General features: G+C 40.9%; 10 protein-coding genes, 6 tRNA genes and 3 rRNA genes. 6 read left to right on the forward strand and 13 right to left on the reverse strand.

The window, feature by feature from the left end; all coding sequences use genetic code 11:
- Positions 1-90: 90 nt before the first annotated feature.
- The 7 genes from AVFI_RS13315 to AVFI_RS13345 all read right to left on the reverse strand — a co-directional run bounded on the left by AVFI_RS13315 (position 91) and on the right by AVFI_RS13345 (position 4,593).
- Entirely contained in the window at positions 91-1,644 is a 1,554-nt protein-coding gene (locus tag AVFI_RS13315; protein ID WP_012534369.1) for an ABC transporter substrate-binding protein, read from the reverse strand.
- A 72-nt stretch (positions 1,645-1,716) separates the two neighbouring features.
- On the reverse strand, positions 1,717-3,432 hold the full coding sequence (locus tag AVFI_RS13320; RefSeq protein WP_054775884.1) for a dipeptide ABC transporter ATP-binding protein: 1,716 nt from the start codon (positions 3,430-3,432) through the stop codon (positions 1,717-1,719).
- Between the two features lie 558 nt (positions 3,433-3,990).
- Positions 3,991-4,067, reverse strand: a tRNA-Pro gene (locus AVFI_RS13325).
- A gap of 73 nt (positions 4,068-4,140) precedes the next feature.
- A tRNA-His gene (locus tag AVFI_RS13330) sits at positions 4,141-4,216 on the reverse strand.
- A gap of 41 nt (positions 4,217-4,257) precedes the next feature.
- Positions 4,258-4,334: transfer RNA gene (locus AVFI_RS13335), tRNA-Pro, on the reverse strand.
- 72 nt (positions 4,335-4,406) lie between these two features.
- A tRNA-His gene (locus tag AVFI_RS13340) sits at positions 4,407-4,482 on the reverse strand.
- 34 nt (positions 4,483-4,516) lie between these two features.
- Positions 4,517-4,593, reverse strand: a tRNA-Arg gene (locus tag AVFI_RS13345).
- A gap of 278 nt (positions 4,594-4,871) precedes the next feature.
- On the opposite strand from AVFI_RS13345, the gene AVFI_RS13350 reads away from it, so the two are divergent.
- Positions 4,872-5,279 carry a c-type cytochrome gene (locus AVFI_RS13350; RefSeq protein ID WP_017019818.1) on the forward strand — a complete coding sequence of 136 codons (408 nt, stop codon included), beginning with the start codon at positions 4,872-4,874 and terminating at the stop codon, positions 5,277-5,279.
- A 68-nt stretch (positions 5,280-5,347) separates the two neighbouring features.
- On the opposite strand, the gene rep is transcribed toward AVFI_RS13350, so the two are convergent.
- Entirely contained in the window at positions 5,348-7,363 is a 2,016-nt protein-coding gene (gene rep, locus AVFI_RS13355; protein WP_012534349.1) for a DNA helicase Rep, read from the reverse strand.
- 187 nt (positions 7,364-7,550) lie between these two features.
- On the opposite strand from rep, the gene AVFI_RS13360 reads away from it, so the two are divergent.
- The 4 genes from AVFI_RS13360 to ubiK all read left to right on the forward strand — a co-directional run bounded on the left by AVFI_RS13360 (position 7,551) and on the right by ubiK (position 12,687).
- A complete protein-coding gene (locus tag AVFI_RS13360; protein WP_017019819.1) occupies positions 7,551-8,117 on the forward strand; it encodes a TetR/AcrR family transcriptional regulator in 567 nt (188 codons plus the stop codon).
- An 18-nt stretch (positions 8,118-8,135) separates the two neighbouring features.
- Positions 8,136-9,242 carry an efflux RND transporter periplasmic adaptor subunit gene (locus AVFI_RS13365; protein WP_005421499.1) on the forward strand — a complete coding sequence of 369 codons (1,107 nt, stop codon included), beginning with the start codon at positions 8,136-8,138 and terminating at the stop codon, positions 9,240-9,242.
- 11 nt (positions 9,243-9,253) lie between these two features.
- The gene (locus AVFI_RS13370) at positions 9,254-12,325 is read left to right on the forward strand and encodes a multidrug efflux RND transporter permease subunit (protein ID WP_012534378.1); all 3,072 of its coding nucleotides are present in this window, start codon (positions 9,254-9,256) and stop codon (positions 12,323-12,325) included.
- A gap of 110 nt (positions 12,326-12,435) precedes the next feature.
- The gene (gene ubiK / locus AVFI_RS13375; RefSeq protein WP_005421501.1) at positions 12,436-12,687 is read left to right on the forward strand and encodes a ubiquinone biosynthesis accessory factor UbiK; all 252 of its coding nucleotides are present in this window, start codon (positions 12,436-12,438) and stop codon (positions 12,685-12,687) included.
- Between the two features lie 130 nt (positions 12,688-12,817).
- Here ubiK and ilvC read toward each other — a convergent pair whose 3' ends face one another.
- Positions 12,818-14,302 (reverse strand): ketol-acid reductoisomerase, encoded by a 1,485-nt coding sequence (gene ilvC, locus AVFI_RS13380; RefSeq protein WP_188863972.1) that lies wholly within the window; start codon positions 14,300-14,302, stop codon positions 12,818-12,820.
- A gap of 126 nt (positions 14,303-14,428) precedes the next feature.
- Between ilvC and ilvY the strand changes: the two genes are divergently transcribed.
- Positions 14,429-15,313 carry an HTH-type transcriptional activator IlvY gene (ilvY, locus tag AVFI_RS13385; RefSeq protein WP_011262877.1) on the forward strand — a complete coding sequence of 295 codons (885 nt, stop codon included), beginning with the start codon at positions 14,429-14,431 and terminating at the stop codon, positions 15,311-15,313.
- Between the two features lie 47 nt (positions 15,314-15,360).
- On the opposite strand, the gene rrf (AVFI_RS13390) is transcribed toward ilvY, so the two are convergent.
- The 4 genes from rrf (AVFI_RS13390) to AVFI_RS13405 all read right to left on the reverse strand — a co-directional run bounded on the left by rrf (AVFI_RS13390) (position 15,361) and on the right by AVFI_RS13405 (position 18,735).
- Positions 15,361-15,476: ribosomal RNA gene (gene rrf / locus AVFI_RS13390) — 5S ribosomal RNA — on the reverse strand.
- 17 nt (positions 15,477-15,493) lie between these two features.
- A tRNA-Thr gene (locus AVFI_RS13395) sits at positions 15,494-15,570 on the reverse strand.
- A gap of 63 nt (positions 15,571-15,633) precedes the next feature.
- Positions 15,634-15,749: ribosomal RNA gene (rrf, locus tag AVFI_RS13400) — 5S ribosomal RNA — on the reverse strand.
- A 95-nt stretch (positions 15,750-15,844) separates the two neighbouring features.
- Positions 15,845-18,735: ribosomal RNA gene (locus AVFI_RS13405) — 23S ribosomal RNA — on the reverse strand.
- Positions 18,736-18,845 lie beyond the last annotated feature (110 nt).

The following is an 18,845-nucleotide window of genomic DNA, read 5'->3' on the forward strand; positions in this document are numbered from 1 at the left end:
TAACAAATTGTTGGTATTACTTTTATTAAGAAATGAATGACATAAATGAGGTTGCTCTAACACCATAGAGCAACCTGTTCATTTATGTTTTTATTTAACCACTAGGTCACCAAAGTATGGATATTCCATTGCGTTTACGATTGGCTTGATATCTATGTTTGATTTTGCACCCCAAGCAAGGTTCTGCCAGTGTAGAGGAACAAATGCCGCATCATCATATAAGGTCTTTTCAACCGTTTTCAGGATTTGACTGCGCTTCGCAGGATCCGTTTCTACGTTAGCCGCTTCAACCATCTTATCTAGCTCAGGGTTAGAGTAATGACCACAGTTGTACTGACCTTTACCTGTTTCTTCATTACGCGTCATAGTTAGGAACTCAGAGAAGTTCGCTGAATCTTCTGTATCTGAGTGCCAACCAATCATCATCATGTCAGCAGCACATAGGTCAAATTCAGGCCAATATTGCGCTTTTGGTAGTGTTTTAAGATCAACTTTAATACCGATTTTCGATAGCATCGCAGCCGCAGCTTGCGCTACTTTTGCATCGTTAACATAACGGTTATTTGGCGCCATCATGCTAAGTTTAAAGCCATCTTTATAACCCGCTTCGGCCATTAGCTGTTTAGCTTTTTTCAAATCGTAACGAGGAACAAGCTCTGCATCATAACCTGAATAACCTGATGGGCCTTGTTGACCAGCGGTAGTCGCAAAACCTTTCATGATTTTTTTAACGATGCCTTCGTTATTAATAGCATGAACAATCGCTTGACGAACACGCACATCTTTCAGGGCTTCATTGCTGTTTTGGTTCATTTGGAATGTGATAATACGAGTACCAGGAAGTGTAACTAAATCAATACCTTTCGTATTTTTAACTCGCTTATGATCATTTGGCGCTACCGGAGCAATAATATCTACATCGCCAGAAAGAAGTGCCGCTACACGAGTCGCATTTTCTTTAATTGGTACTAACGTTAACTCATCTACGTTACCAGGCGAGCTCTTATCCCAGTAATCATCAAAACGATCAAATACCACTTTCACGCCTTGCTCACGTGATTTAACAACAAATGGACCAGTACCTGAGATGTGTGTCGATGCGAAAGAATTACCGTGTTTTACGATTTCAGACTTATCTTTACCGTCTTCAGTCTTACCCGTATAGAACTTGCTATCCATTGGGAAGATATAAGTAGCGGTTTGAAGTACAAGTGGGTAAGCACCTTTAGAAACCAGTTCAACCGTATAATCATCAATTTTAACTAGCTTTTCATACGGTTCAAAAATCGCTTTAAAATCTGGAGAATCCTTTAAACGATTGAATGTCCATACAACATCATCAGCCGTCATTTCATTACCAGAATGAAACTTCACGCCTTTACGTAAACTAAAACGGAAAGTCTTATCATCAATACGTTCCCATTTTTCAGCTAGACGAGGTTCAAAATCGAACGACTGCGTGTAACGCACTAGGGGGTCAAATACCATATGAGAAAGTTGTAGCGTACCGCCAGATAGCTGCTCATGTGGATCGAGTGATACTGGATCTGCATCATAGGCAACAGTAATATCTGCAGCTGCTGCACTAAAACTTAAACCTGCAGCCATCAATGCGATAGCTAATTTAGTCTTCATGGTTTTCATTGCATAACTCCTTATGCGGGACTGTATCCCTAGTTTGTTGTTTTGTTGTGTTTGTATTTATTATTTGATGGTTTATACCGATGTGGTGTGTTCCCTTAAACCCTTAAATTCCGGCATAAGAGAAATTAACTGTTTGCTGTATTCATGCTGAGGATTGGTATAAAGATTCTCTGTTGGTGCTACTTCTAGTAACGTTCCCATCTGCATTACACCAACACGATCACACATCTGACGAATCACAGGTAAATCATGACTGATAAACAACATGGTTAAATTCAATTCATCCTGTAAATCTTTCAATAAATTGAGAATTTGAGCTTGAACCGATACATCTAAAGCAGAAGTTGGTTCATCACAAATCAATAAACGTGGACGTGTTGCTAATGCACGAGCGATAGAGATACGTTGACGTTGACCTCCAGAAAACTCATGCGGATACTTCAAGGCTGCCATTCGCCCCAAACCAACGTGATCTAAAAGATCATTAACGATCTGTTGCGTTTCTGATTCTGAGCGTGTGAGTTTATGAAAACGAATCGGCTCAGCAATAATGTCGAAGATTTTCATGCGCGGATTCATTGATGTATATGGGTTTTGAAATACCATTTGCATTTGACGACGCATCGGACGACGCTCTTTTTCCGATTTTAGAGCCGTAAGATCAATGCCTTCAAATGTCACTGAACCAGAGTTTGGCGGGTATAAGCCTGCGATAACACGAGCAATGGTTGATTTACCTGAGCCAGATTCCCCCACCAAACCAAAAGTTTCACCTTCATGAATTTCAAAGCTTACATTATTAGAAGCTTGGACATATTCACGACGGCTTTCAAAAAAAGAATCTTTGGTTACGAAGCGAAGATTTACGTTCTCAACTTTCAATAAAGGGCCAGCGTACGCACGCTGATCTTGGCTTTGACCTAACCAGTGATTTTTTACATCAATAGGTTCATGTTCAACCGCTTCTTCGATATAACTTACTAATGGAAAACGATCTAATTTAATGTCCGATCGGGGAACCGCAGAAATTAAGCTACGGGTATAAGAATGGTCAGGGTCACCCAACACTTTTTCTGTTTTTCCAAACTCTACAAGATCTCCACGATACATCACTGCAACTTTATCTGTCACATTAGATACCACACCCATATCGTGAGTAACCAACATGCAACCAACGTTATTTTTAACACACAGTTCGCGAATTAGATTTAGAATTTGATCTTGAATCGACACATCCAGTGCCGTTGTTGGTTCATCAGCAATGATCAGATCGGGTTCACCAGCTAATGCGATAGCAATAACGACACGTTGACGCATACCACCTGAAAATTGATGCGGAAACTGTTTTAATCTATTTTCTGGCTGAGGGATGCCAACTTGTTCCATTAAAGATAATGCACGAGCATAAGCTTCTTCAGGAGAAACAGATAAATTAGCATGAATGGTTTCCGTTAATTGCTGCTCAACGGTAAATAGAGGATTTAATGAGGTCATTGGGTCTTGGAAGATAAAACCAATTTTAGAACCTCGAACCTTACGCATTTCTTCAGCGGTTAATCCTGATATTTTTTCTCCATCAAGAAACACCTCACCATCAGCAATAACGCCAGGAGGGCTTAATAAATCAATAACAGCATTACCTACTGTTGATTTACCTGCACCTGATTCACCAACAACGCCTACAATTTCACCACGCTCAATTGAAAATGACAGTGATTTAACAGCGGCATGAACACCATGACGTGACGGATATTCAATACGTAAATTTTTAACTTCTAAAAGTGACATTCTCAGACTCCGACTACTCGGCAGCATCCTGCCCTGTCTGCACATTGATTCCATTCGTAACAATTTATGTAACTGTTACTTGTTTAGGACACCAATGTAGTCAATTATTCACATAAAAGCAACAATTAAAGAGCAATAAGCTGTTTAATGCTTTTTAAGTGCATAAAAAATCATAAAATGGCAAATGAATATAAAGTCTCATTTTTTAAAATAAAGTTTAAACCAATAAAAAACATAAACTTATAATTAACAAGAGATTAAAAACATGACCATCATCACCATTGGTAATAATGTAAATAAAACATAAATAATCTTAACATTTATACCAGCGTAAAATATCGATAAAAAAAGATTAACAGGTCTATTGTTTGCCTAACCAAGCAATAAACCACGATAAAATCAGACAACCAGATAAAAATAGGATTAAACACTAAGGTAAATTAGAAAAATAAAAAGAAAGGTAAAACCAGATAAAATGATGATAATGTGATGAGGATAAGAAGATTCTATTATTCAGAAATGAAAAAAGCCTCGTCATTTCTGACGAGGCTTTAAATGTGGTCGGTGAAGAGGGATTCGAACCCCCGACCCTCTGGTCCCAAACCAGATGCGCTACCAAGCTGCGCTATTCACCGATGTTTTATTTTAACTCTTGGGAAAAATGAGTTAAAAATGGAAACCTAAACAATGAGGTTACCCGCAAATTAATGGGGTGGCTAACGAGATTCGAACTCGCGACCACCGGAATCACAATCCAGGGCTCTACCAACTGAGCTATAGCCACCACAAATTTGGTATTTACTGCCTTAGCAATAAATGAAATAGTGGTCGGTGAAGAGGGATTCGAACCCCCGACCCTCTGGTCCCAAACCAGATGCGCTACCAAGCTGCGCTATTCACCGACTTGTTTTCGTTTCAATTCTTGGGATGTTGCTTGAATCAAAACTGGAAACTCATACAAGTTACCAAAATAATGGGGTGGCTAACGAGATTCGAACTCGCGACCACCGGAATCACAATCCAGGGCTCTACCAACTGAGCTATAGCCACCACTACTTTTTGTGCCTTTAATTTATATTCCGGATGGCACGCCCGAAAGGATTCGAACCTTCGACCTTTGGCTCCGGAGGCCAACGCTCTATCCAACTGAGCTACGGGCGCATACCCTATCGGCGGAGAGGAATAATACGGATCTGTGTGACTCACGTCTAGTGTTTTTTTTACTTTTTTTGTTGTTTGGTCTCTTTTTCAACAATTCCTTAGTGTTTATCCGCATTTTCTTTAGGCTTAGTGGTTTATTGCAACAATTTAAGCAGATATAATCACTCAATATTTACACGATATTAACGTTCTAGTTTTATCAGTTCGTTAAAAACTCGGTAAATACAATAAAATCGGCTGAAGCCAATAATAATAACTGGGAGTGTAAAGTGAACTTTATGGAAAAATCTGTTCGTAACATCATCATTGCAATAGTTGCTGTATTAACTTTTTCAACCACCTCTTTTGCAGCCAATAACTCTGATGATGCTATTGCTGAGCGAATTAAGCCAGTTGGTCAAGTTTATCTTGCGAGTGATGTTCCTGTGGTTGAAGAGCCAACAGGCCCTCGTTCTGGTGAGCAAGTTTATAATACTTTCTGTATTGCCTGCCACGCAACAGGAGCTGCTGGTGCACCAAAAACACAAAACGCTGAAGATTGGGCCCCTCGAATAGCAAAAGGCATGGACACACTAAAAGATCATGCTCTTAATGGCTTTAATGCAATGCCGGCAAAAGGATCTTGTATGAATTGTTCAGATGATGAAGTTATCGCAGCGGTAGAGCATTTAATTAAAGGTTTATAAAAATAACCTACTTACTAAATAAAAATGCCCATAGAATTTTCTACGGGCATTAACGTTATCTATAAACTCTATTTTTTGAGCATCGCTCTGAGGTTTGCAATATTCGCTTTTCCTCTCTCCATTCGCTCTTCTTGGGTTGGTTTAGGTTTCTTCATTTCCCAATCCAAATCATCATGAGGCAACTCTTCAAGAAAACGACTAGGCTCTGGACGAATTAACTCTCCATACTGACGACGCTCTTTACATAATGTAAAGGTCAGCTCTTTTTGAGCTCGCGTTATCCCCACATAAGCTAATCGGCGTTCTTCTTCTACATTATCTTCATCAATACTCGTTTGGTGAGGAAGAATTCCTTCTTCTGCTCCAATTAAATAAACGTATGGAAACTCTAGGCCTTTAGAAGCGTGTAAGGTCATTAATTGAACTTGGTCAGCACCATCTTCATCTTCTCCACGCTCCATCATGTCACGTAAAGTCAACTTCTGAACCACTTCTTTTAATGTCTTCTCTTCATTGTCATAGTTATCCCCCTCTAAATCGGCAACAATCCATGAATAAAGGTCTGAAACATTTTTCATTCGCATTTCAGCAGCTTTAGCACTAGTTGATGTCTCATACAGCCAGTCTTCATAATGAATGTCCTTTACTAGAGAACGAACCGCTTCAACGGTATTGCCTCGCTCAGCATTCTCAGAAATAGACACAATCCAATGACAGAAACGGCGAAGAGACTCTAGCCCTCGTCCAGAAAGCGTTTGCTCTAAACCTATTTCAAAACTGGATTCAAACAAACTCTTTCCACGCATATTGGCATAACTACCGAGCTTCTCTAGCGTCACAGGACCAATCTCACGACGAGGCGTATTCACTACACGTAAAAATGCGTTATCGTCATCTGGATTAGTTAATAAGCGTAAATAAGCCATAATGTCTTTAATTTCTGCACGAGCAAAGAAAGAAGTTCCCCCAGAGATCTTATAAGGCACTCGGTTTTGCACTAAAGATTTTTCAATCAAACGAGATTGATGGTTGCCACGATATAAAACCGCGTAATCTTTATAATCTGTTCGATTCAAGAAACGATGTGCAATCAATTCACCTACAACTCGTTCTGCTTCATGTTCATCGTCTTTGGCTGTTAAAATTTTTATTTGCTCACCATCAGGAATTTCAGAAAACAGACGTTTTTCAAACGCGTGAGGGTTATTCGCAATAAGAATATTCGCTGCACGCAGAATTCGACTGGTTGAACGATAGTTTTGTTCAAGCTTTATGACACGTAAGTTTGGGTAATCTTCATTCAATAACACTAAGTTTTGTGGTTTTGCCCCACGCCATGAGTAAATTGATTGGTCATCATCACCCACCACGGTTAATCGACCTCTTTCACCCACCAATAGCTTAACGAGTTCATATTGACTCGTATTGGTATCTTGATATTCATCGACAAGTAGATAACGGATTTTCATCTGCCAACGTTCACGCACTTCTTGGTTGGTACGCAGCAGCAATACAGGCAGTGATATCAAATCATCAAAATCAAGTGCGTTATACGCCTTCATTTGGTTTAAATACATTTCATAGCAAAAAGCAAAAAGCTGATCTTGCTCCGAACGAGCAAACCCTTTGACTTGTGCCGGCGTTAACATGTCATTCTTCCAATTAGAAATACTACTTAGAAGTTGACGTAATAAATCTTTATCACCATCAATCTGTTTTTCTGTTAACTCTTTTAACAGTGCCAGTTGGTCTTGATCATCAAATAATGAAAAACCAGCCTTTAGACCAAGAACCTTATATTCACGACGAATAATATCTAAACCCAATGAGTGGAAGGTTGATACCATCAACCCACGAGACTCTTGCTTACCTAATGTTTGTCCAACACGCTCTTTCATTTCACGAGCCGCTTTATTGGTAAAGGTTACAGCTGCGATGTTTCTCGCTTTATAACCACATTGCTGAACTAAATAAGCTATTTTATTAGTGATTACACGCGTTTTACCCGACCCTGCACCAGCCAATACTAAACACGGCCCAGAGACAAATTTAACGGCCTCATCTTGCTGTGGATTAAGTTTCATGAATCACCTATAAAATCGATAATGAATTATTTGCGTCTATAATAAAGCTGTCAGGTAATGAATACCATGCAAACGATAAAGTAAAAAATGTGATCTTTACGTTTCTTGACACAAAAACAGATTACATTTCAAACAGAGTCACCTAAAATAATGAATGAACGTTCATTCATTTCATAAGGACACATTTATGAAGGAGAAACGTCAGCTTATTTTAGAATCGGCCGAAAAACTATTAGCAACTGATGGCTTTCATGGCTTATCAATGCAAAAAGTTGCCAATCAAGCAGGCGTCGCAGCGGGTACTATCTATCGCTACTTTGATGACAAAGAAGCATTGATTGAAGAAATCAAGCTGAACATTATGCAACGTGTAGCAACTGCCATTCAAAAAGACATAGATGATAGCGATCCTATCAAGGTTCGATTTAGAGCTATGTGGCTAAATATTTGGCACTTTGCTATTTCAGAAAAAAATACTTTTTTAAATCGAAATCAATATGAAGCACTCCCGTCTTCGAATTTAATTAAGTTAAAGGAACTAGAGAAAAAAATATTTGCCCAAGTGAATCAACTCTTTATTGATGGACTTGAACAAGGCGTATTTAAACCTCTCAGTGTAGAAATCCTTATAGGGTTAAGCTTAGAAGCAAGTGTTTGCTTAGCAAAAAAACATTCTCAAGGCTTTTTTACATTAACAGATGATGATCTCAATTCGGCGATTGAAGCCAGTTGGGACGCAATTATTAAACACTAATTTGGAGTTCTAATCAGAATGAAAAAGTGGACTTTCTTTATGTTGCTTCTTGCACTACTTCTTTTTGGTAGCGTAATTGGTTTCAACATGTTCAAACAACAAAAAATAGCTGAATACATGGCTAACCGCCCTGAAGCTGAATTTCCAGTCACTGTAGAAACAATTAAACCGACACTTTGGACTCCAACCATTGAAGCAATCGGTTTTATTGAACCTAATCAAGGTGTAACGCTAACAACTGAAGTTAACGGCATTATTGATAAAATTTCATTTGATTCGGGTAGCCAAGTTAAAAAAGGCCAAGTGTTAGTTTCTCTTGATTCAAAAGTAGAAAAAGCAAACTTGAAGAGTACTCAAGCTCGCTTACCTGCAGCAGAAGCAAAATATAAGCGTTATAAAGGCCTATACAAAAAAGGCTCGATTTCAAAAGAGGCTTACGATGAAGCTGAAGCTAATTATTTCTCTTTAGCTGCTGATATTGAAAGTATGAAAGCATCTATTGATCGTCGTGAAATCAAAGCTCCTTTCTCTGGTGTTATTGGTATTCGTAATGTTTACCTAGGTCAATATTTACAACCAAGCACTGATATTGTTCGTTTAGAAGATACAAGTATTATGCGTCTACGCTTTACTGTTCCTCAAACGGATATTTCTAAGATCAACATTGGTCAAGAAATTGATATTTCTGTGGATTCATACCCAGAAGATACTTTCCGAGGTTCTATCAGTGCAATTGAACCTGCAGTAAACATTCAAAGTGGTTTGATCGAAGTTCAAGCAGATATTCCTAATAATGGCGGTAAGCTGCGCAGTGGTATGTTTGCACAAGCAAAAATCATTCTTCCAACTTTAGAAAACCAAGTAGTTATCCCTCAAACAGCAATTACTTTCACTCTATATGGTGACAATGTTTATATCGTTTCTGAAAAAGATGGCGTAAAACGAGTTCAACAACATGTAGTTAAAGTAGGTGAGCGAACTCAAGATATTGCACACATCTTAGAAGGCGTTAAAGCTGGCGATATGGTTGTAACAACTGGCCAAGTTCGTCTAAGTAACGACGCTAAAGTTCGTATTGTGGAAAGTAATGCCACAACACCACCTGCTGAAACACCAATGCTGTAATCGGAGGCATTATGCGCTTTACTGATGTTTTTATTAAACGTCCAGTTTTAGCGGTATCGATCAGCTTTTTGATAGCTTTGCTTGGTATCCAAGCAATTTTCAAAATGCAGGTTCGTGAATACCCTGAAATGACAAATACCGTTGTTACGGTAACAACAAGCTACTATGGTGCGAGTGCCGACTTGATTCAAGGCTTCATCACTCAACCCTTAGAGCAAGCGGTCGCACAAGCCGATAATATTGATTTCATGACATCTCAATCAGTAATGGGTCAATCGACTATTACTGTCACTATGAAATTAAATACGGATCCTAACGCTGCACTTTCTGACATATTGGCAAAAACTAACTCTGTTCGTTCTCAACTTCCTAAGGAATCTGAAGATCCAACAGTAACCATGTCAACTGGCTCTACTACGGCGGTTCTTTATATTGGTTTTACAAGTGATGAACTAGTATCAAGTCAAATCACCGATTACCTTGAGCGAGTGGTTAACCCACAATTGTTCACTGTTAATGGTGTATCAAAAGTTGACCTTTATGGTGGTATGAAATACGCGCTTCGTATCTGGTTAGATCCTGCACGTATGGCTGCTATCAAAATGACTGCAACTGATGTTATGGGTGTACTTAATGCCAATAACTTCCAATCAGCAGCAGGCCAAGCTACAGGGGAATTTGTTCTCTACAATGGTAGTGCTAATACACAGGTTTCTGATGTTGAAGAACTAGAAAACCTAGTGATTAGAACTAATGATGGTGAAGTTGTTCGTTTAAGTGATATAGCTAAAGTATCACTAGATAAGAGCCACGATGTATACCGTGCAAGTGCAAATGGTCAAGAAGCCGTTGTTGCTGCGATCAATGCCGCACCAAGTGCAAACCCAATCAACATTGCAGCAGATGTTCTTGAGTTACTTCCTCAATTAGAGAAAAACTTACCAAGCAACATCAAAATGAACGTAATGTATGATTCAACGATTGCTATCAATGAATCCATTCATGAAGTAATCAAAACGATTCTTGAAGCGGCTTTAATCGTATTAATCGTTATTACATTATTCCTAGGTTCATTCCGAGCAGTTATCATCCCAATTGTCACTATTCCACTATCACTTATTGGTGTGGCAATGGTAATGCAAGCAATGGGATTCTCTTGGAACTTAATGACCTTACTTGCCATGGTACTTGCTATCGGTCTTGTAGTGGATGATGCCATCGTTGTTTTAGAAAACGTTGACCGTCATATCAAGTTAGGTGAAACCCCATTTCGCGCTGCGATTATAGGTACTCGTGAAATCGCTGTCCCTGTTATAGCAATGACACTGACACTCGGTGCGGTATATGCTCCAATCGCAATGATGGGTGGTATTACAGGTTCTCTATTTAAAGAGTTTGCATTAACACTAGCAGGTTCGGTATTCGTATCAGGTATCGTTGCACTAACACTGTCTCCAATGATGTGTTCAAAAATGCTCGTGGCAAATGAAGAGCCAAATCGTTTTGAGAAAAAAGTTCATCACATACTAGATGGTATGAGTGAACGTTATGAACGTATGCTTAACGTGATCATGACTCGTCGTCCTGTCATCATTGCTTTTGCTGTTATTGTTTTTGCAAGTCTACCGCTATTGTTCAAGTTCATTCCAAGCGAACTAGCACCATCGGAAGATAAAGGTGTTGTTGTACTTATGGGTACCGCACCATCAAACGCGAACTTAGACTACATCCAAAATACAATGGATGATGTAAACAATATTCTGTCAGCACAGCCTGAAGTTGAATATGCTCAAGTATTTAATGGTGTTCCTAACTCAAACCAAGCGTTTGGTCTAGCAACACTTAAAACTTGGAGTGAGCGTGAAGCAAGCCAAGCAGAAGTAACTAAACGAGTTGGTGGATTAGTTTCTGATATCCCTGGAATGGCGGTTACTGCCTTCCAAATGCCAGAGCTTCCAGGTGCTGGCTCAGGCTTACCAATTCAATTTGTTATTACTACACCAAATAGCTTTGAGAGCTTATTCCAAATAGCAACCGAAGTATTAACTGGTGTTAAAGGCAGTCCATTATTTGTTTATTCAGATCTAGATTTGAACTTCGATTCAGCAACAATGAAGATCAATATAGATAAAGATAAAGCAGGTGCTTATGGTGTTACGATGCAAGATATCGGTATCACACTAAGTACGATGATGGCTGATGGTTATGTAAACCGAATTGACCTTAATGGCCGTTCATATGAAGTAATTCCTCAGGTTGAACGTAAATTCCGTTTGAACCCTGAATCAATGAATAACTACTATGTACGCTCAGCAAATGGTGAAGCAGTACCTCTTGGTAGCTTGGTTTCGATTGATGTGATTGCAGAGCCTCGCTCATTACCGCACTTTAACCAATTAAATTCAGCAACAGTTGGTGCTGTTCCATCACCAGGTATCGCTATGGGTGATGCAATTAATTGGTTTGAAGATGTAGCAAACAACAAGCTTCCAAGTGGTTACAATCACGATTACATGGGTGAGGCTCGTCAATATGTAACGGAAGGCAGTGCATTATATGCAACTTTCGGTTTGGCTCTTGCTATCATCTTCTTGGTTCTTGCGATTCAATTTGAATCAATCCGAGATCCATTAGTAATCATGGTATCTGTTCCATTGGCTATTTGTGGCGCGTTAATTGCCCTTGCTTGGGGAGCAGCATCAATGAACATCTATTCACAAGTAGGTCTTATTACCTTAGTTGGTTTGATTACTAAACATGGTATCCTTATCTGTGAAGTGGCAAAAGAAGAACAGCTGCACCATCAAAAAAGTAAGATGGCTGCGGTAACAGAAGCAGCCAAAGTACGTCTACGTCCAATCTTAATGACAACAGCAGCAATGATCGCAGGTCTAATCCCGCTATTATATGCAACTGGTGCAGGTGCTGCTCAGCGCTTCAGTATTGGTATTGTAATTGTTGCAGGTCTAGCGATTGGTACATTATTTACCCTATTCGTACTTCCTGTTATATACAGTTACTTAGCAAGTGAACATAAACCATTACCTGTCTTCGAAGAAGGTAAAGAGATTAAAGAATCTTAATGGTGGAATAAAATTAAAGGCTACTTCGGTAGCCTTTTTTTTATTTGGATAGCGACAATTGGAAAGGCTTTACTTAGAATAAGGAAAAAGTATTCAATTAAGGGTAAATAATGTTTGATCCAAAAAAGTTAGAGCAAGTAGCAAAACAGATTCATGAATCAATGCCACAGCCAGTAAAAGAACTTGGTAGTGATGTTGAACAAAAAGTTCGTCAAGTTATTCAAGGACAGCTAAATAAGCTTGATGTTGTTAGCAGAGAAGAATTTGATGTCCAAACACAGGTTCTTTTACGTACTCGCCAAAAGCTAACTGCGATGGAACAAAAACTTGCTGAACTAGAAGAGAAACTTTCAGAAAAATAAAACAATAACCAACAATACAATCTGAAGTATCCAATTTTGAACTGATTATTGTATGTTATTAATTTATCCAGATTACGATAAAAAAAGGCTTGGTCATAAACCAAGCCTTTTTATTTAATTACAAATTAAATTAACCACCAACAGCAATTCGCTTCATATCGCTCATGTAGCTACGTAGCTCTTCACCAATATATTCAACTGGATGATTACGAATCGCATCATTAACAGCGATTAGCGTTGCATTATCCACTTGATTTGATGACTCACCTAATCCACGTCCAATAACATCTGTTTCAACAGAAGGCATGAATTTCTCACGAAGAAGTGGCGTTGCTACATTTGCAAATAGGTAGTTACCATATTCAGCAGTATCAGAAATAACTACGTTCATTTCGTACAAACGCTTACGTGCTACAGTGTTAGCAATCAGTGGTAATTCGTGCAGCGACTCATAGTAAGCAGATTCGTCAATAATACCTGATGCTGTCATAGCTTCAAATGCTAATTCAACGCCGGCACGAACCATTGCAACTAGTAAAATACCGTTATCAAAGTATTCTTGTTCAGAGATATCCACATCAGACTCAGGGTAGTTTTCAAACGCAGTTTGACCTGTTTCTTCACGCCAGCCAAATAGATTAACATCATCATTAGCCCAATCAGCCATCATTGTACGAGAAAACTCACCAGAAATAATGTCGTCCATATGTTTGTTATAAAGTGGACGCATTAGCTCTTTCAGTTCTTCTGAAAGCTCAAAAGCTTTTACTTTAGCTGGGTTTGAAAGGCGATCCATCATATGCGTAACACCGCCAAACTTTAAAGCTTCAGTAATTGTTTCCCAACCGTACTGTAGAAGTTTACCTGCATAACCAGGCTCAATACCGTCAGCAATCATCTTCTCGTAAGATACGATAGAACCTGCTTGTAGCATGCCACAAAGAATCGTTTGTTCACCCATAAGGTCAGATTTAACTTCAGCGACAAAAGAAGACTCTAGACAACCCGCACGGTGACCACCTGTGCCAGCAGCCCAAGCCTTAGCAATATCCCAACCTTCACCTTTAGGATCGTTTTCTGGGTGAACTGCAATTAGAGTTGGAACACCAAAGCCACGTTTATATTCTTCACGAACTTCTGTTCCTGGACACTTAGGTGCAACCATCACAACCGTCAGATCTTTACGGATTTGCATACCTTCTTCAACAACATTGAAACCGTGCGAATAACCTAAAGCTGCACCTTCTTTCATAAGAGGCATCACAGTTTCAACTACATTAGTATGTTGTTTATCAGGAGTAAGATTAATAACTAGATCAGCTTGCGGGATCAGAGTTTCATAGCTAGCTACTTCAAAACCATTTTCTTTTGCATTTTTATATGATTGTCGTTGTTCATCAATAGCGGCTTGACGCAGTGCATAAGCCACATCTAAACCTGAATCACGCATATTAAGGCCCTGGTTTAAACCTTGAGCACCACAACCAACAATAACCACTTTTTTACCTTTAAGGTAATCAGCTTCTGTTGCAAATTCTTCACGCTCCATAAAGCGACAACGACCTAGTTGATCTAATTGTTCACGTAAATTGAGCGTATTAAAGTAGTTAGACATGATAAAACTCCGTAAATATCGTTTAATCCATTGGGATGATTCTGTGTATGAATTTGATAATAACGAAAGATTAACATTGTAAAAAGTGATATATTGGCAACACATGATTGCAATAAACACAACATTATGAATATAAAATTACTACAAACGTTTTTGCATTTATGCGAAAGCCATAGTTTCACACATACGTCTAAAGCTATGCACTTGAGCCCATCAGCTTTAAGCCGACAAATACAAAAATTAGAAGACGACATCGGTCATCCACTGTTTATTAGAGATAACCGAAGCGTCGAATTAACCAGTGCCGCAAAGCAACTGATACCTATAGCACTGAATATATGCTCCGAATGGAGTGGATATAAAGCCAGTTCGAACGTCGTAAACAATGCCTTAAAAGGACAATTAAAATTATTTTGCTCCGTTACTGCAAGCTACAGCCATCTTCCTCAATTATTAAATGACTTCAAAGTTAATTACCCACATATAGATATTAAGCTATCTACGGGCGATCCTGCTCAAGCAATAGAAAAGATTGAATCCTCTGAAGTAGATATCGCTATTTCAGCGGTACCAGAAAAACCTTCAAATAAGCTCGCTTTTGAAATTATTAGTGAGATTCCACTTTCAATTATTGCTCCCTTAGGTAACAACCAATTTATTAGTGAAATAAACAAAGAGAATAGTAATTGGGAGTTACTCCCCTTTATATTGCCCGAATCAGGTACTGCTAGAAATCGAGCTAATCAATGGTTTAAAGAACAAGGAATCAAACCAACTATCTATGCTCAGGTTTCAGGCCATGAAGCAATTGTGAGCATGGTTGCATTAGGGTGTGGGATAGGAATAGCGCCAGATGTTGTAATAAACAACAGCCCAGTAAAAGATAAAGTACAACGTTTAAATACGTTACCAATTGCGCCATTTAAACTAGGTTTATGCTGTAAAAAATCAAAGTTAAATGATTCTGTTATTCAGGCGCTTTGGCAAGTTGCTGAAAATACATTTATTTAGTTCTGAAACGAAAAAAGGCTTCCCAATGGGAAGCCTTTTAAATTTGAGCCTAGCGATGTCCTACTCTCACATGGGGAAGCCCCACACTACCATCGGCGCTATTACGTTTCACTTCTGAGTTCGGCATGGGATCAGGTGGGTCCATAACGCTATGGTCGCTAAGCAAAATCTGTCAGTAAATGGTGCTGATACCCAGACTTGAACTGGGGACCTCACCCTTACCAAGGGTGCGCTCTACCGGGCTGAGCTATATCAGCAATATTTTTACTTAATTTAATCAAAAAAAGCCATCCGATAGGATGGCTTCTTTTTAAATTCAAGCCTGGCGATGTCCTACTCTCACATGGGGAAACCCCACACTACCATCGGCGCTATTACGTTTCACTTCTGAGTTCGGCATGGGATCAGGTGGGTCCATAATGCTATGGTCGCCAAGCAAATTCTTTAATTCGGAAAGCTTATTGTGTTCTTAATCACATTCAAATTCGTTTCTTGCAACTTTAAATCCGCTCAAAACCCCTTGGGTGTTGTATGGTTAAGCCTCACGGGCAATTAGTATCAGTTAGCTCAATGCCTCGCAGCACTTACACACCTGACCTATCTACGTCGTAGTCTCCAACAACCCTTTAGGATACTTAAAGTATCAGGGATGACTCATCTCAGGGCTCGCTTCACGCTTAGATGCTTTCAGCGTTTATCGATTCCGAACTTAGCTACCGGGCAATGCCACTGGCGTGACAACCCGAACACCAGAGGTTCGTCCACTCCGGTCCTCTCGTACTAGGAGCAGCCCCCTTCAATCATCCAACGCCCACGGCAGATAGGGACCGAACTGTCTCACGACGTTCTAAACCCAGCTCGCGTACCACTTTAAATGGCGAACAGCCATACCCTTGGGACCGACTTCAGCCCCAGGATGTGATGAGCCGACATCGAGGTGCCAAACACCGCCGTCGATATGAACTCTTGGGCGGTATCAGCCTGTTATCCCCGGAGTACCTTTTATCCGTTGAGCGATGGCCCTTCCATTCAGAACCACCGGATCACTATGACCTGCTTTCGCACCTGCTCGAATTGTCATTCTCGCAGTCAAGCGGGCTTATGCCATTGCACTAACCTCACGATGTCCAACCGTGATTAGCCCACCTTCGTGCTCCTCCGTTACTCTTTGGGAGGAGACCGCCCCAGTCAAACTACCCACCAGGCACTGTCCGCAACCCCGATAAGGGGCCAACGTTAGAACATCAAGCATACAAGGGTGGTATTTCAAGATTGCCTCCACAAATACTGGCGTACTTGCTTCAAAGGCTCCCACCTATCCTACACATGTAGGGTCAATGTTCAGTGCCAAGCTGTAGTAAAGGTTCACGGGGTCTTTCCGTCTAGCCGCGGGTACACTGCATCTTCACAGCGATTTCAATTTCACTGAGTCTCGGGTGGAGACAGCGTGGCCATCATTACGCCATTCGTGCAGGTCGGAACTTACCCGACAAGGAATTTCGCTACCTTAGGACCGTTATAGTTACGGCCGCCGTTTACTTGGGCTTCGATCAAGAGCTTCGACCGAAGTCTAACCCCATCAATTAACCTTCAAGCACCGGGCAGGCGTCACACCGTATACGTCATCTTACGATTTAGCACAGTGCTATGTTTTTAATAAACAGTTGCAGCCACCTGGTATCTGCGACTCCCGGCAGCTTAGAGAGCAAGTCTCATCACCGCTAGGAGCGTACCTTCTCCCGAAGTTACGGTACCATTTTGCCTAGTTCCTTCACCCGAGTTCTCTCAAGCGCCTTAGTATTCTCTACTCGACCACCTGTGTCGGTTTGGGGTACGATTCCTTACAATCTGAAGCTTAGAGGCTTTTCCTGGAAGCATGGCATCAATGGCTTCACTACCGTAGTAGCTCGACATCGTATCTCAGCCTAGTGTATTCCCGGATTTGCCTAAGAATACAGCCTACATACTTGAACTTGGACGACCGTCGCCAAGCCCACCTAGCCTTCTCCGTCCCCCCATCGCAATTGTAAGAAGTACGGGAATATTAACCCGTTTCCCATCGACTACGCCTTTCGGCCTCGCCTTAGGGGTCGACTTACCCTGCCCCGATTAACGTTGGACAGGAACCCTTGGTCTTCCGGCGAGCGGGTTTTTCACCCGCTTTATCGTTACTCATGTCAGCATTCGCACTTCTGATACGTCCAGCACGCTTTACAACGCACCTTCAACCGCTTACAGAACGCTCCCCTACCCAATACAGTAAACTGTATTGCCGCAGCTTCGGTGTATAGTTTAGCCCCGTTACATCTTCCGCGCAGGCCGACTCGACCAGTGAGCTATTACGCTTTCTTTAAATGATGGCTGCTTCTAAGCCAACATCCTGGCTGTCTGAGCCTTCCCACATCGTTTCCCACTTAACTATAACTTTGGGACCTTAGCTGGCGGTCTGGGTTGTTTCCCTCTCCACGACGGACGTTAGCACCCGCCGTGTGTCTCCCGGATAGTACTTACTGGTATTCGGAGTTTGCAAAGGGTTGGTAAGTCGGGATGACCCCCTAGCCTTAACAGTGCTCTACCCCCAGTAGTATTCGTCCGAGGCTCTACCTAAATAGATTTCGGGGAGAACCAGCTATCTCCAGGTTTGATTGGCCTTTCACCCCTAGCCACAAGTCATCCGCTAATTTTTCAACATTAGTCGGTTCGGTCCTCCAATTGATGTTACTCAATCTTCAACCTGCCCATGGCTAGATCACCTGGTTTCGGGTCTATATCCAGAGACTGAACGCCCAGTTAAGACTCGGTTTCCCTACGGCTCCCCTAAACGGTTAACCTTGCCACTGAATATAAGTCGCTGACCCATTATACAAAAGGTACGCAGTCACACCACGAGGGTGCTCCTACTGCTTGTACGTACACGGTTTCAGGTTCTATTTCACTCCCCTCACAGGGGTTCTTTTCGCCTTTCCCTCACGGTACTGGTTCACTATCGGTCAGTCAGTAGTATTTAGCCTTGGAGGATGGTCCCCCCATATTCAGACAGGATATCACGTGTCCCGCCTTACTCGTTTTCACTGATGATGAGATGTCGGTTACGGGGCTATCACCCTGTATCGCGGCACTTTCCAGAGCCTTCACCTGTCTCATTAAAAGCTTAAGGGCTAACCCAATTTCGCTCGCCGCTACTTTCGGGATCTCGGTTGATTTCTCTTCCTCGGGGTACTTAGATGTTTCAGTTCTCCCGGTTCGCCTCGCTACGCTATGTATTCACGTAGCGATACGTGCTTATGCACGTGGGTTTCCCCATTCAGAAATCCCAGACTCAAATGGTTTTTACTACCTAATCTGGGCTTATCGCAAGTTAATACGTCTTTCATCGCCTCTGACTGCCAAGGCATCCACCGTGTACGCTTAGTCACTTAACCATACAACCCCAAGAGGTTTCGTATGGCATAAACAACCAAGGTGAACTCGTCATTGCGAGTTCTGGTTTTTCGCCGGATTCAAAATACAAGAACACTTGAATGTGTTGTTC

Origin of the sequence: Aliivibrio fischeri ATCC 7744 = JCM 18803 = DSM 507 (genome assembly GCF_023983475.1) — a bacterium.
Classification (GTDB): domain Bacteria; phylum Pseudomonadota; class Gammaproteobacteria; order Enterobacterales; family Vibrionaceae; genus Aliivibrio; species Aliivibrio fischeri.

Coding starts and splice junctions, on each gene's coding strand:
- ilvY (WP_011262877.1), top strand. CDS start 14,429: ATGAATATAAAATTACTACAAACGTTTTTGCATTTATGCGAAAGCCAT.
- ubiK (WP_005421501.1), top strand. CDS start 12,436: ATGTTTGATCCAAAAAAGTTAGAGCAAGTAGCAAAACAGATTCATGAA.
- AVFI_RS13370 (WP_012534378.1), top strand. CDS start 9,254: ATGCGCTTTACTGATGTTTTTATTAAACGTCCAGTTTTAGCGGTATCG.
- rep (WP_012534349.1), bottom strand. CDS start 7,363: ATGAAACTTAATCCACAGCAAGATGAGGCCGTTAAATTTGTCTCTGGG.
- AVFI_RS13360 (WP_017019819.1), top strand. CDS start 7,551: ATGAAGGAGAAACGTCAGCTTATTTTAGAATCGGCCGAAAAACTATTA.
- AVFI_RS13320 (WP_054775884.1), bottom strand. CDS start 3,432: ATGTCACTTTTAGAAGTTAAAAATTTACGTATTGAATATCCGTCACGT.
- ilvC (WP_188863972.1), bottom strand. CDS start 14,302: ATGTCTAACTACTTTAATACGCTCAATTTACGTGAACAATTAGATCAA.
- AVFI_RS13365 (WP_005421499.1), top strand. CDS start 8,136: ATGAAAAAGTGGACTTTCTTTATGTTGCTTCTTGCACTACTTCTTTTT.
- AVFI_RS13350 (WP_017019818.1), top strand. CDS start 4,872: ATGGAAAAATCTGTTCGTAACATCATCATTGCAATAGTTGCTGTATTA.
- AVFI_RS13315 (WP_012534369.1), bottom strand. CDS start 1,644: ATGAAAACCATGAAGACTAAATTAGCTATCGCATTGATGGCTGCAGGT.